The organism is Sphingobacteriaceae bacterium, assembly GCA_016715905.1.
Lineage (GTDB): Bacteria > Bacteroidota > Bacteroidia > B-17B0 > Aurantibacillaceae > Aurantibacillus.
Genome location: JADJXI010000005.1, coordinates 485,991 through 502,154, shown reverse-complemented (window position 1 = coordinate 502,154; position 16,164 = coordinate 485,991). Strand labels below are relative to the sequence as shown.

Here is a 16,164-nt window from a genome sequence, read left to right as displayed (position 1 = left end):
TTCATAGTTTTTGCCTTTTTGATTTTTAATTTGAGCTAATTTTAAGGCTCTTTATGTCGCATTATCTGGATGAATTAAACCCTGCCCAAAGAGCTGCTGCCATGGCAAGTGACGGACCTGTAATGATTATAGCCGGAGCAGGCTCAGGTAAAACTCGAGTATTAACTTATCGAATAGCATACCTTTTGGAAAAAGGGGTTGATCCATTCAATATACTAGCTTTAACTTTTACGAATAAGGCTGCACGCGAAATGAAGAATAGAATTGCAAAAATTGTTGGTCAATCTGAAGCCAAAAATTTATGGATGGGTACCTTTCATAGCATATTTGCTAAAATGCTACGCATAGAGTCTTCAAAAATAGGCTATCCGGCAAATTTCACTATTTATGATACCGACGATTGTAAAAGTGTAATTAAGGCTATTCTAAAGCAAATGAATTTAGATGAGAAAATTTACAAACCTTCTTTGGTTTTACATCGGATAAGTGATGCTAAAAATAAATTAATATCAGCACATCAATATGCTAACAACCCAATCACTCAAGCTGAAGATGTGAGTAGCCGAAAACCCTTTTTAGGAAAAGTGTTTATTGAATACCAAAAGCGAAATTTTAAATCGGCAGCCATGGATTTTGATGATTTACTGTATCAAACCAATATTTTGTTGCGAGATTTTCCGGATGTGCTATTAAAATATCAAAATAAGTTTAGATATATTTTGTTGGATGAGTATCAGGATACGAATTTCTCACAATATGTAATTATAAAACAATTAGCTGCTCGGTTTCAAAATATTTGTGTGGTTGGCGATGACGCACAAAGTATTTATGCTTTCAGAGGAGCTAATATTCAAAATATTTTGAACTTCGAAAAAGACTATCCGGATTTAAAAACATTTAAACTCGAACAAAATTACCGCAGCACAAAAACAATAGTTGAAGCTGCTAATAAAATAATTTCGAATAATAAAGATCAATTCGAAAAAAAAGTGTTTACGGAAAATGAAGAGGGTACAAAAATTCTGGTGGTAAAAGCACAAACCGATAATGAAGAAGGACAAAAAATTGCCAGACTAATTGCGTCTACAAAAACTGAAAATAAAGCCAATAATAAAGACTTTGCCATTTTATATCGTACCAATGCCCAATCACGTTCGTTTGAAGAATCGTTGAGAAGACTCAATATTGCCTATCGGATTTATGGGGGAACCAGCTTTTATCAACGTAAAGAAATTAAAGATGTTTTAGCTTATTATAATTTAGCTTTAAATAATAAAAACGATGAAAGTTTAAGGCGAATAATTAATTATCCTGCCAGAGGAATAGGTAACTCCACATTAGATAAAGTAAGTGTTGCCGCGTCTGAAAATAATCTGAGTATGTTTGAGGTATTAACTCAAATACGTGATTTTAACTTAGGTATTAATGCCGGAATATTAGCTAAGATCGGAGATTTTGTAGCACAAATAAAATCGTACTCGCTTGCTATTCCTGTTAAAGATGCATTCGAAATTGCTAATCACATTGCCGTAAACAGTGGAATTATCAGAGAATTATATGCCGATAAAACGCCCGAAGGGACTAGTAGGTATGAAAACGTACAGGAATTATTAAATGGAATTAAGGATTTTACACAACAAGAACGAACTCCACAGGACGAAGAAGTTAAAAAAGAAACGGATTTAGAATTCCCCGAAAAGGAGGAAACCATGTTGTTTAACGATAAAAAGGTGGAATCTAACATTCGTACTTTAAATGAATTTATGCAGGAAATTAGTTTATTAACGGATGCCGATAAAAACGCTGACGATGATTCTAATACAGACCGAGTTAGTTTAATGACCGTGCATGCCGCTAAAGGTTTGGAATTTAAATTTGTTTACATTGTTGGATTGGAAGAAAATTTATTTCCTTCTCAATTATCTATTAATAACCGAGTTGACTTAGAAGAAGAGAGGCGACTTTTTTATGTAGCGCTCACACGAGCTGAGAAACAAGCAACCATCAGTTATGCCGGCACGAGATACCGCTTCGGAAATTTAATTTATTGCGAACCCAGCCGTTTCATTGAAGAAATTGATGGCGCATTTTTAGAATATGAAGAAATTGAAACACCACATTCCTTCAATAATGACCTTTTTGAATCCTTTCGCAAAAATTATCAAAAAAACGACTTAAACGATTTATCTAAAAATGAAAATTTAAACCACAATAAAATTAAATTTATCTCAGGACCTAAGAAAAATCTAAAAAAAATATCCAGTCAATCTGCTATAAAAGCTGATTCTTCTTCCAACAAACTGCTTCAGGTAAACGATTTAGTGCAGCATGAAAAATTCGGAACAGGAACAATTAAATCTTTGGAAGGTGTATGGCCGGAAACAAAAGCCATTATTCAGTTTGATCAAACCGGAATAAAAAGTCTGCTTCTTAAATTTGCCAAATTAGCTAAAGTCAACAATTAACGCAAAACATTGATTAAGTGACATTTAGACGTGTCTTATGCATTTGACTTTTAAAATACTGGTACTTTATTGAAATAATTTACCATAATACGATTATTACCAACTTATTTAGTTTGAACAACGTACTAGTGATTAAATGTTGCAACATAATGAGTAGATTGTGACTTTAATAACGCTTTTTAAATTAAATTTGCTAAAAACCAATAACCTATGAATAAATTAAATTTACTTTTAATATTCTGTCTTTTATCGCTTTTTTCAATTTCACAAAATGTTGAACCAAAATATAGCGAAGAACCTGTTTGTGGTACTAAAATTCCATCAGCTGAATACGACGCATGGTTTAATGCCGAAGTAGAAAAATTCAAAACCAAAATGTATCAGGGAAAGGCACAAATGGTGAATTACACCATCCCTGTAATTGTACACATTTTGCATGCCGGTGAAGCGGTTGGAACTTATCCGAATATTTCTCAAGCGCAAGTTGCTTCTCAAATTACCGCACTTAACAATGCTTTCAATGGTACCGGTAATACAAATGTCAATGTTACTTTTTCAAGCATTCCTGCTCCATTCCAACCTTTAGTTTCAAATACAGGTGTTCAGTTTTGTTTAGCTGTTAGCGATCCTACCGGGACTCCTTTAACAGAACCGGGCATTGAAAGAATAGACGTGAATGGCAATAGTTGGACCGATCCTGCAACATTAGGATCTTCCAATGCAATTATGAATTTTATCAATAATACTGTAAAGCCTGCTACTATTTGGGACCCTACAAAATATTTCAATATTTGGATTTCCGCTAAAGCAACTGACACGGGATTATTAGGCTACGCTACTTTTCCATCAGGAACAAGTTTAACCGGAATCCCCGGTGGATTTGTTGGTACTAATACTTCAGATGGTGTTTGGTGTTATGCTAAAATTTTCGGAAATCAAACCGGTACGCTTTGGGCAACCTATGATAAAGGAAGTGTAATGGCGCATGAAGCCGGACACTGGTTAGGTTTACGCCACATGTGGGGCGATGGAAATTGTTTAACTGATTTTTGTAATGACACACCTTGGCATAAATCACCTACAAGCAGCGGGGCTTGTAAAACTTATCCTTATTTGGTGAATGAATGTGGTGCCGGTCAAAGTCCCAATGGTAGAATGTTTATGAATTACATGGATTATTCCGATGACGATTGTATGTACATGTTTACACCTGATCAAACAGCTCGTATTCAAACAGCCATGAGTCAGGGTACACACCGTAATTTATTAGGAACTCACGGTCTGTGCACTACCGGAGGTACGGTAGCTCCAGGCCCTGCGGTAGCTCAATTTACAATCAATAAGCAACCCTGTGTAGGGTCAATATTTAGCCCAAGCAATACTTCTATAGGTGGACCTGTTCCCAATTATACTTGGACTATTTTCCCGGGAGGTTCTTTTAGCCCAAATCAAAATGCGCCAAGTCCGGCCATCACATTACCAGGTCCGGGAAATTATACTTTAACTTTAGTCGCAACAAATACTGCCGGTACTTCCAGTTACACTATGGCAATCAGTAATGTAACCACTTGTCCTAAACAGCCGGTTTGTTTAGATACTTTAGGTGGTTTAAGAAATATTGACACATTAACAACTTATGCTGCACCAAGTAGCAGTTTCGTTACTGCATGTCAGGTTCCAAACTATACCGGATTTTTAAGTGGAACAAATTGTTTTGGAGATCGTGAATTTGCTCAATTTTATCCTCAAAACACATATAGCGACACCCCTTTACCACAAGTGAATAGTTTATTGGTATTATTTGATAGTTTAGCAACAAAATCTACTCCGACAACATCTAATACACAAATATTCTTTAGAGTTTATGGAGGTACACCACAAAATGGTCCAGGTGCAATGTTAGGTCAATACAGCGATAGTTTAGGAGCCATTGCTGCATCAGCAAGTAAAACTAATCAAGTACAATATGCAGGTAATCCTAATGTTATTTATGCAAATAGCAGAATAATTCCTTGGAGCGTTAATTTTACGGCACCAGTAATTGTTCCAACCAGTGGATTTTTTGGTTCAGTGCAAACTCCTTGGACAAGTCCCGGAGATTCAATCCGTATTTTCACAAACACTAAAACCACAAGCGCAAATGACTCAAGCGCATGGGTATTATTGGCCGCGAATAACTGGAGAACGATGAGATACTATCGCAATGCCAAAGTTCAACTGGCCATTTTTGCACAAATCACCTGCCGACCTATTGTTGGAGTTAAAGAAGAATCAACCTTTGCTACTAATATAACGGCTATGCCAAATCCAACGGAAGGGAAGATGAGTTTGGTATTCACTTTACCAAAGCCTCAAAATATTAAAATTAGAGTGATGAATTATTTAGGTCAAGAGATTTCTTATGCCGCTTATAATGATGTTCTTAATCAAGTATTTGATATCGATTTAAGTACAAAATCAGATGGCGTATATTTTGTTGAAATATCGAATGGACAAAATGAAAAAATCACTAAAAAGATTATCAAATCACATTAAGTGAAAAGCTTTTAAACAAAACCCGCTTTGTTATCAAAGCGGGTTTTTTATTTTTATAAAATTTGGTTTCTTTGTAAACAATTTTTCAGAATGAAATTACACGCAGTTAATGCCGGACACTTTAAATTAGACGGAGGCGCAATGTTTGGCGTTGTACCAAAAAGTATTTGGAACAAATTAAATCCAGCCGATGAAAACAATATGTGCAGTTGGGCCACTCGTTGTTTATTAATAGAAGATGGTAAACGATTAATTTTAGTGGATAACGGTATGGGAAATAAGCAAGATGATAAATTTTTTAATTATTACTATTTGCATGGTGATGACTCCTTAGAAAAATCATTAAAGTCAAAAGGATATAGTTATGATGATGTAACAGATGTAATACTTACTCATTTACATTTTGATCACTGTGGAGGAAGTATTCAGTACAACGCCGACAGAAGTAAATTAGAATTGGCTTTTAAAAACGCTACTTATTACTCCAATGAAAAACACTGGAACTGGGCAATACATCCAAATTTAAGAGAAAAAGCAAGTTTTCTGAAGGAGAACATATTACCTATTCAAGAAAGCGGTCATCTGAAGTTTATTGATTCTACTACTGAATTAATTCCGGGATTAAAATTTATTGAAGTGAATGGTCATACAGAAGCCATGATGTTACCTTTAATTACAACTAACGGTAACTCCATGTTGTACATGGCTGATTTGATTCCTAGTGTTGGACATTTACCTTTACCTTATGTGATGGCCTATGATATGAGACCATTAGAAACATTGAAAGAAAAACAAGAAATTTTAAATACAGCAGTAAACAATAATTGGTTTTTATTTTTTGAACACGATCCAACAATAGAATGCGCATCACTTGAAAAAACTGAAAGAGGTGTACGCAAAAAAGAAACATTCACCTTAAACGAAATTTTTAAATAATATGACAGACTTTAGCAATAAAAAATTTGGCACCAAAGCTATTCATGCCGGTGCCGACCCTGACCCTTCTACCGGAGCTATCATGACACCAATTTTTCAAACAAGTACCTACGTGCAGGAATCTCCAGGAAAAAACAAAGGATATGGATACGCACGTGGAAAAAACCCTACCCGAGAAGCATTACAAAAAAATATTGCTGCCCTTGAAAACGGCAAGCACTGCATCTGCTTTAGCAGTGGCATGGGCGCTACCGACGCTGTAATGAAATTGCTGCGTCCCGGTGATGAGGTGATAACAGGCGATGATTTATACGGAGGCTCTTACCGTATGTTTACCAAAATATTTGAGAATTATGGTATAAAATTTCATTTTATCAACTTAACCGACGCAAATAATATTAATAAATACATCAATAAAAATACCAAATTAATTTGGGCGGAAACGCCAACCAATCCAACCATGCAAATTATTGATATTGCAGCCTGTGCAAAAATTGCAAAAGCCAATAACTTAATTTTAGCGGTTGATAATACTTTTGCTTCGCCATACTTGCAAAATCCGTTGGCACTAGGCGCTGATATAGTAATGCATTCCGTTACCAAATATTTAGGCGGACATAGTGATGTAGTGATGGGTGCATTAATCACCAACGATGATAAATTACACGAGCAATTGTATTTTATTTTAAACAGCTGTGGCGCTAATCCCGGACCTATGGATTGCTTCTTAGTGATGCGTGGAATTAAAACTTTACATCTTCGAATGGAAAGACATTGTTTTAATGGAAAAAAAATTGCAGAATATTTAAAATCACACCCAAAAATTGAAAAAATTTACTGGCCCGGTTTTACCGATCATCCTAATCACGATATTGCTAAAAAACAAATGAAGGATTTTGGAGGAATGATTTCTATTGTGTTAAAAAATGCAAGTTTAGAAGACACTTTTAAAATTGCTTCCTCATTCAAAGTATTTTCATTAGCAGAGAGTTTAGGTGGAGTTGAATCTTTAATCAATCATCCTGCAACCATGACACATGCTGCCATTCCAAAAGCAGAAAGAGAAAAAGCTGGAGTGGTAGATAATCTATTACGACTAAGTGTTGGTGTTGAAGACATTGAAGACCTTTTAGAAGACCTGAAGTTTGTATTAGGTTAATTAGAATCGGAATTTTAATCCAGCATTCATCTGTCTGAATCCTCCGGGCATAATGCCTGAAGATAATCGGTGGAGACGGGATGCCTTATAAACTTCATTGGTTATGTTTTTTCCTGCAATAAATAAAGTAAATCCTTTGAGATATTTATTTTTGCTTCCTTCAAACGAATAGGCCAGATTTGCGTCAATTGTTTTAAATGAATCTAAACTTCCTATGGCTCCTTCGGCTGTTTCATTATTGAAATTTAAATAATCAGTAAATTGTTTGGCAACAAAGTTCACGTTAGCTCCAATGCTGATTCCTTTAAAGCCATATGAAAAACCTACGTTAAGGATGTAAGGTGGGAGATAAGGGATTGAATTGTTCGCGATCTTTCCATCACCAAAATCAATATCAAGTCTTTTGATCTTTGAAAAATCAGATACCGAAAGAGATCCATTCACTAAACTGTCTTTACCTCCTAAACCGGCAAAATACACATGGTATCCTTCTCGCTCTGCATTTATTTTACTGATCAATTCTTCTTTTGTTTGAGATGTGTGCTTGGCCTTCAATACATCAGAATCACTCAATTTTCCGCTTAGTACCTTTCCTTGCATATAAGTACCGCTGAAACTAAGTACCAGACTGTGTTTTTCGGTATTCAATAATTTGTGTAGATTCAATAATACAGTTGATTCAATTCCTGAAATATTCACAGCACCTAAAGTTTGAAACGCTTCGTTCCTACCGGCTGAGTAAAAATTCTGAATATTGTTATTAAAATAAGTTAGCTGAGTTCCCAACAGGCTTTTGTAAATTTCACCACGTAATCCTATTTCATAATTAATACTTGTTTCAGGAGTACGATTGGCAGGTTTGTTGGCCGTTACTGCAGATACCTTTCCATCTTCTACATTTAAAAAACCAACTTCAGCCGTTGGAGCTGTGTATCCTTTATAAATACCGGTATAAAGTGACAAGTCATTCTTTTCATTTTTCATGAAATTAAACACTACAGAGGCGCCCGGGATCAAACTGCTGTAGTTGGTATATAAACTTCCGTAATTTCTATCACCATTATTTGCCGGCATCTTTGAAATAGCTAGCTTATCAAACGAACGCATTTCAACGGTTTCATATCGCAAATACGGAGTAAAATACACTCTTCCGTACGAAAATTTATCTTTAATGACACCGGAATAAGAATACAATTCAAAGTACTGATCCTTCACAATAGTACCACTTCGGGCAAAACGAGAGGAATCATTCTTGATCTCCATATTATTGAAGCCTTCAGCATGGATCTTTGCAACCACTTCCAGATTCATTTTAAATGAATTTTTTTCAATGTTGTATTTAAATGTCTCTTGTACACCACCGAATTTAAATATACGATTGCGTGCAAGCGCACTTTCCTTTCCATTGGCGATCTTACCTACACGAATATAATCGTCGGGACCAAAAGTAGCGCCATTCAGATAAGTAAAGCGATTACTAATGATATCTTCTTTCAGATAATTAGTAGCTAATGAGGCTGAGATAACCGTGTTTTCCTGCCTCCACCAATCGCGCTGAAACTGTGAAGCATATACTTTTGATGATAAAATCATGTTATCTGAGATTTGATAATTATGAATAAGATCAACGGCATATCTTTTTGTTAAAAGATCATCAGCATCAAATGGATTTTGACGAGGGTCTTTCTTATAAGAAAAAGGTGTAAGCGCACTATAACTGGCCTTTGAATTCTCCTGATGATAATTCAGTTTCACGTAAAAGGAAGACTTCTTTGAAAGCTCGGAGTAAAGCTTCAAACTGGTATTAAAGATATCGGAAGATGAATTATCCTGAAACCCGTCAATACTTTTATTCAGAACCTGTAGTTCAGCTCCTAATTTATTCCAGGTTCCACCATAGGTAAGATATTCAGAATGGTACCCATTTTCTCCGGCAGTAATATTTAAACCTAATGTTGGTTTTACCGGAGGCTTTTTTGTGATGTAATTAATTGCACCATACATAGTATTTGAGCCGTACATTAAAATATCAGCTCCCTTCAAAATTTCAATACCATCAAGTCTGTCACTTGGAGGATTATAATAAGCTTCCGGCCCTAAATAAGGCGCAGGAGCAATTGGGGTTCCGTCTTCCATTAAAAGAATATTTGCAGCTCTTCTTGGATAAGATCCGCGTATCCCAACGTTCAATCTGTTTGAAATTCCCATATCACCTGAAACATTCACACCCGATACTTTTTTTAACACTTCTTCCGTTCCTATGGGTTTAGTTAATTCAATTTCTTTGGAGCTCACCACAATATTAGAGCCTTCGAATTTTGAAGAATAACTTGTGTTGGGAATATTTACTATAACCTCAGCAATTTGAATAGAACTTGGAAGTAATTGTATTACCGGCAGGGTCACCAACTCACTGTCTGTTTGTATATTAATCTCTTGTTCAAATTTATCGTAACCTAATATCTGAAAAACAAGATTGTGTTTGCCTGCAGGTAATTTCGTGAAAGTATAATTCCCTTTCGAATCTGTGTAGATCATTTGTTTTTCATTTAATACAACAGCCACAAAAGGCATTTCCCCATTGTTCTCTTTGCTAGAAACTTTTCCCTTTAAGATAGCATTTTGGGAAATCATTGTAAGAGAAATTGAAAAAGACAAAAAGAATAAGACACGATTCATATGTAAAGACTGTAAGTTAACATTACAAAATTGAAGATATTTGTCTTTTTTATCAATACCGTAAAAAGGGGAGGTGTAAACGATCGTTTTACGCTTATTCGCAAATAGTTACACTCTTAAGTATTGAGGTTTCATCATAAGTGCCTCACTTAAAGTGAGAGTCAATCAGGAACAAATCACTAATGATTAAGGGAAACAAAAAAAAATCCCACTCTTTCAAGTGGGATTTTTTAAAACCAATCAGAAACAATTTACTCTTTTATTAATTTGAGTGTTTTCACACTATTATCTTGTTTGAGTTGAACAAAATAAATTCCATTTGCAAAATCGGATAAATCTATTTTATAACTTCCTTCTTGTAAGAAGTTTGTATAAATTACTTTACCGGTGATTTCATAAATATCAACATTAGTATTTGCAGCCAATTCTAAAACAAAACTTCCTACAGTTGGATTAGGATACAATTTAGTTTCCGCATTTTTTGCTCCAATTTGATTGATGGAAGTACATAAATTTACGGTAAGACTTAATGTGTTCGAGTTTGTGCAACCCGTAGTATTTGTTCCAATCACGGTATAAACAACAGTGGCGGTTGGGTTCACAACCACACTTGAAGAAGTTGCGCCGGTATTCCATGAATAAGTATTAGCACCGTTAGCTGTTAATGTTGAACTCTCGCCCACACAAATTGCAGTAGGACTAGCCATTGAAGTTACTGTAGGATTTGGAGCAACTGTAATTGTAATCATTGACAAATTTGATAAACAACCTACGCTATTAGTACCTGATACAGAATAAGTAGTGGTAACCGTTGGGCTAACAGCATAACTAGCTGTGGTTGGGCCAGCAACCCAAGTATAAGTAGTTACGTTACCTGAAGCCGTTAGTGTTGATGAGCCTCCACCTGTACCGCAAAACAAGGATTGACCTGATATAGCTAAAGGTAAAAATACAGGAGAATTTGATCCACTTACAACGCCGCCCGGAGAAATCCAGTTTGACACTGTTCCTGTTAAGGCTATATTCGTGAAAGTAGCCGGACTATTAAATCCTGAAGCATCTATAGTCGTAGAAAAAGTAGTATTATTTCCTCCGGAGAAACTCTCATTAAATTTATAATATCCAATTAAGTTTGTTTGAGGCATTTGAAGCTCAGCATTCATATTATTTTGAATCTCTTCAGCGCATAATGCTCTGTTCCAAATTCGAACTTCATCAATAGATCCATTAAATTCTTCATTAAATCCATTTTGTCCAAACCATACTTGTTTACCACTTGCCGCTACACTAGCGGAATTGTACGCGTTAGTTCCTACTTGAACTCCATTAACATACAACCTTAGCATTGTGCCATCATAAGTACCTGCTACATGCTGCCATGTATTTAAGGTGGCCGTTCCGGCACTTACATAACCATTTCCAACCAATCCATAAACTGCAAAGTCAAAACTTGCATTGTTAGTTCTTATCCAAAATTGAGTTGAACCACTGCCAGTAGTTCCGTGATTTCCACCAACAGCTTTCACTCCAGTTAATGAAGTAGGATAAACCCAAGCTTCAAAAGTTAATTTATTACTTGCAGCTAAAGTACTGGTAATTGCAGTGCCAGCGTTTACATAATCATTTACTCCGCCAACTGCAATAGCGTTTGCAGAAACTGATACTGTACTAATTGCAGTGTTTATACAACCACCAATATCACTATACACACCATAATTAGTTTGAACCATTGGAGAAACTGTTGCACTACCTGAACTGTATGTATAATTCACACCTCCTGTAGGATTCATGGTAAAGGTTTGTCCCGGATTGATACTTCCACTATTTACAGTTACTGTTCCATATCCTGTCGATAAACTGCCGCTTGTTACACCACCCGGTGCAACCCAATTTGATATTAATCCAGTTAATGCGAAACCCGTCAATGCTCCATTTGCAGTTGAATTAACCACATTAGTTAAGGTTGTAACACCACCATTAGTACCCCCCGCAATGCCTTGATTAAATTGATAATTAGCTAACAAATTTAATTGGGGCCCAACTAATTCATAATTCATATTGGCTGCAATTTCTGCCGGACATAAAACACGACCCCATACTCTAACTTCATCGATGTCACCAGTGAAATTTTCATTTATTGAATTATTACCTATCCAAACTTGATTTGTGGATACACCCATTGATGTATAGGATATAGTTGCAGATGCTGAAAACACACCATTAACATAAACAGATGCTACAGTTCCATCCCAAGTGCCAGCTACGTGTTGCCATGTATTAATTGTTGGTACCGCCACAGAATTAACTTGCAGAAAATTCCCTATATTTCCATTACCAATAAAGAATTGGTATTCAGTTGCCCCACCTCTTCTTATTAAGAATTGCATTCCAGTTCCACCGGTACCATAACTACCGATTACACAGCCTAAACCCGTTAAGTTTGTTGGTCTAACCCAAGCTTCAACACTTAACTTATTTGTATTCGAAATTGATGTAGTGATGGCTGTACCAAGATTAACTCGATCATCAGCTCCGTCAAAACGTAAAGCAGCACCTGCTTGAGCCTTTATTCCAACAGAATTAAACGCAAACAAAGTTAATGCTAAGCCACTTACCGTGTTTTTAATTGTTTTAAAAGTAAACTTTAGTTTCATATTTTTTATATTATAATTTAATGCAAATATCACTTTTCAATGATAATAATTAAAACAACAATTGTCACATTTTAATGTGATTATTACCTTAGTTTATTTTAAATACTTAGAGATTAGCTCGCCTTTGCTATTTATTTGGAGCTTGCGATAAATACGTGTAATGTGCGTACGCACGGTATCAATTGAAACGCTATTTCTTTCGGCTATCATTTTATAGCTTAAACCGTCTAAAATTCCTTGTACAATTTCAATTTCCTTTGGAGATAATTCTTCTTCAAATTTTTTGGAAGGATTAAAATAATTAATTACGTGCCGAGCAATTGAAGGTGACATAGGAGAACCGCCATTCATTACCGACGCTAAAGCTTCTTTTATTTTCTCAAGGCTATATCCTTTTTCAATATAACCAAGTGCTCCATTACAAATGGCTTTAAAAACATGCTCGCTATCTTGCAAAACACTATTCATTAGAACTTTGGTATCCGGCAAATACTTACGATAAATAATTATTGCTTCAAGACCGCTAATACCCGGTAATTGGATATCTTGCAATATCAATATCGGTTTATAGTTATTTAATTTAATTTCTTTAATAATATCTTCTGCACTTTCAAATAAACGGATATCAGTAAATAAAGTGTTATCAATTAACAAATAATCACGAAGTGATTTACTCATTTCGATATCATCTTCAACAATTGCTAAACTAATCACTCTACAAATCTAAAATTCTTATAACTTGTTTGTATCACATTTTCATGTGATTTATGGGCAATATTACGTCAATTACAACGCCATCCTCCGTTTCCACAATTAAATTAGCTTTAATTGCTGCTGCTCTCATTTTCATATTCCGCATTCCTTGTCCGGAGGAAATAATTTCAGATTTTAGCGGATTAGAACTTTTAACTCTTAATGCTAGTTGATTTTGCTTTCTTGAAAAAGAAATTTCCACTTTACTTCCTGCTGCATGCTTCACAATATTATTTATAGACTCCCTATAAATCATATTTAAATTTTGTCTCACTTCATGAGTTAATTCCAAATCTTCCAAATTACTGAACTTAATTTGATAGTCAAATTCATCCCCTAACATTTTCATGGCAAATTCTTTCATTCTTTCAATTAAACTTTCAGTATTATCATTTCTAGGATCCAAATTCCACAGTATGTCGCGCATACTATTTAGCGCTTCTCTACTATTGACAGAAATACGATTTAATTGCGGATCTTTCATTTGATTTTTAGAATTTACCAATTCGGCCTGTAAGGCTGTTTTATTTATTAATCCACCAACTTGATCGTGTAGTTCACTAGCTATTTTTAATCGGAGATTAGCTAATTTATTAAGGTTTTTTACTTTATTTCTATAATATAAAAATACGCCTATTAATAATATCGCGATAAATAATACTGAAAATGAGAATATAAATAAAGGGGTTTTGTAAAATATTTGTTTAGCGGAAATTACAATTTCCAAATCCTTCCCAACTTGCATATTTTTACCATCCCAAGCTCTTATAACTAAATGATATTCTCCCGGTGAAAGTGAATTAAAGGTAATAGAATTTGAATTCTCCAAGTTTATCCATCTATCATCTATGTTTTTTATCTTATAAGCAAACTTATTATTTTTATCGCAATTACTAACTGCAAAATAAATTTGAATAAATCTTTTTTGATATGGCAAATCAATACTTTTTAAATTATCTAAATCGCCATAAATAATGCTATCGGATAAAAAATTATCTCCTAACATTACAATTTTACTAATGAAATAATTGGTGTTTGAACTATCCTGATAAATTAAATTCGGGTTTATTCTTGTCACACCATTTACACCTCCCATTAAAACATCTCCATTACGCAATATTAAATTTGAGTTCGTGTTAAATTCGTTTCCAGCCAATCCATCCTCTTTATAAAAATTAAATATTTTATCAGTTTTTTTATTGAATACCGCTAATCCATTCTTGGTCCCAATTAGCAATTTATCTTTTGTGTCAACTAATGAGTATATTGTATTATCAGGCAGACCATTTTTTATATTATAGTGTTTAATAACATTAAAATCATGATTTAATTTATATAACCCTAATGAATTTGTTCCAATCCAAAAATACTTTTCGTCTTTAGTCACGCAAATTATTAATCCCTTTAATGATGGTCCAATAAATTCAGGCTTAAATCTCTTTTTAATTCTTAATAAAGAATCGAATATAATCACCTCATTCGGATTAACTACGATTAACTCTTCTTCATTATGATTGATAATACTAATCGTGTTTCGCGAATCAAAAAGTTTATTCATTTTAAAATTTTGATCAATTTCTAATAAGCGTGATTTGTAATTTAAACGAGCAATAAAGCCATATTCACCAAAATATATCCAGTCTTTAAATTTGGTAGCCGTCCGTATTAAACCGTATTTTTCAAACTCCGCTTTACTTGGATTATTAAGCTTACTCTTTAAGAATTTCCATTTACTTAACGAAAATAATTTAATTCCCACTCCTTCGCAGGCTATCCATACGCTATCATTTATTACACTCAAAGCGTACATATGTAAATTATCAGATTCTTCTTTTGAAATTAATCTACGAACCGTATTGGTAATCGGGTTGTATGTTGCAAAATAATGATAGCCACAAAGCAACACACAGGTATCATTATATTGAAACATACCTCTTGAACTTAAGTCACCGGAATTAAATTTACCAGATTCCGAAGATTCTGAAATTATTTTATTTAATCCCGAATTGGTTTTTTTAAGTTTTATTAGCCCGTTAGATGTCGCTATCCAAAAGTTATTATTATCTATTATAATTTGAAACACGTTTTTATAGTTAGATAAATCTGTTTCACTAAATTCAAATACTAAATTTGGCGTTGAGCCTACTTGATATTTATATAATTTAGATCTGTTAGCTATCACATAGAGATTGCCCGTTCTATCTTTCTGAACCAAATTAATCTCTGCGCGCAAAACAACTTTTTTTAAGTTTGTTTTATTTTTATTTATTAAACCATGATATGTACCAAAAATAAAAATTGAATCTCTGCAACTTACATATGTAACCCCTCTTAATGAATCTTCTATACAAATTTTGGTTTTCCTCAATTTGTTAAATGAGTATACTTTTAGATTCTTAGTATATACCAGAATTTCGGATTTATTACAATCACTTTTGAAAATATTTAAATAAGCATCCTTTGAATTTTCATCAATTTTAAGGAAATCTATTTTCGTTTTTCCTCCATTAATTTGTAATGAGAAAATATTACCATTTGCAATTCCAAAAAATTCGTCTCCACCTACATAAATTAGCTTTTCACAATTCTTAATTGACAAACCGTTTTTCACGCTAGAGCCCAAAGTAAAGTAAACTTTCATACTTTTAGCATCGAGCCAGGTTATACAATTTTTTGTGCCAAAAACCAGTATAGATGAATCTTTATTAGTCGCAACACATTGCACATAATTATTACTGATTAATTGCGCTTCTCCTTCATTTCGAAAACTTATTATTTGATAACCGTCATAACAATATACTCCATCATTTGTTCCACACCATATTCTGTTTTTATAATCTTTTGTAATACAGTTAATCTGTTTTTTTTTCAGAACAACTTCTTCAATCGCAATATTTAAATTAGATTGAGCTTTAATTAAAAGCGTAAATAGAAAAAGGAAATAGGAAACTATTAATCTTGATTGCACGTTTTAAAAACTACA

The 16,164-nt window shown here is 34.1% G+C and carries 8 protein-coding genes; 4 read left to right on the top strand and 4 right to left on the bottom strand.

The genetic code is table 11. The features are described from left to right. The first annotated feature begins 53 nt into the window (after positions 1-53). From IPM51_09935 to IPM51_09920, 4 genes are all read left to right on the top strand, one after another. Complete coding sequence (locus IPM51_09935; GenBank protein ID MBK9284619.1) at positions 54-2,465, top strand: UvrD-helicase domain-containing protein; 2,412 nt, start codon at positions 54-56, stop codon at positions 2,463-2,465. 210 nt (positions 2,466-2,675) lie between these two features. After that, on the top strand, positions 2,676-5,000 hold the full coding sequence (locus IPM51_09930) for a T9SS type A sorting domain-containing protein (GenBank protein ID MBK9284618.1): 2,325 nt from the start codon (positions 2,676-2,678) through the stop codon (positions 4,998-5,000). 90 nt (positions 5,001-5,090) lie between these two features. Beyond that, complete coding sequence (locus tag IPM51_09925) at positions 5,091-5,936, top strand: MBL fold metallo-hydrolase (protein ID MBK9284617.1); 846 nt, start codon at positions 5,091-5,093, stop codon at positions 5,934-5,936. A gap of 1 nt (position 5,937) precedes the next feature. Beyond that, a complete protein-coding gene (locus IPM51_09920) occupies positions 5,938-7,095 on the top strand; it encodes a cystathionine gamma-synthase (protein MBK9284616.1) in 1,158 nt (385 codons plus the stop codon). Here the strand turns inward: IPM51_09920 and IPM51_09915 are convergent, their stop codons facing one another. The 4 genes from IPM51_09915 to IPM51_09900 all read right to left on the bottom strand — a co-directional run bounded on the left by IPM51_09915 (position 7,096) and on the right by IPM51_09900 (position 16,149). Continuing rightward, complete coding sequence (locus IPM51_09915; protein ID MBK9284615.1) at positions 7,096-9,729, bottom strand: TonB-dependent receptor; 2,634 nt, start codon at positions 9,727-9,729, stop codon at positions 7,096-7,098. 296 nt (positions 9,730-10,025) lie between these two features. After that, positions 10,026-12,428 (bottom strand): T9SS type A sorting domain-containing protein, encoded by a 2,403-nt coding sequence (locus IPM51_09910; GenBank protein MBK9284614.1) that lies wholly within the window; start codon positions 12,426-12,428, stop codon positions 10,026-10,028. Between the two features lie 93 nt (positions 12,429-12,521). Continuing rightward, positions 12,522-13,142 (bottom strand): response regulator transcription factor, encoded by a 621-nt coding sequence (locus tag IPM51_09905; protein ID MBK9284613.1) that lies wholly within the window; start codon positions 13,140-13,142, stop codon positions 12,522-12,524. Positions 13,143-13,176: 34 nt separating this feature from the next. Then, entirely contained in the window at positions 13,177-16,149 is a 2,973-nt protein-coding gene (locus IPM51_09900) for a hypothetical protein (protein ID MBK9284612.1), read from the bottom strand. Positions 16,150-16,164 lie beyond the last annotated feature (15 nt).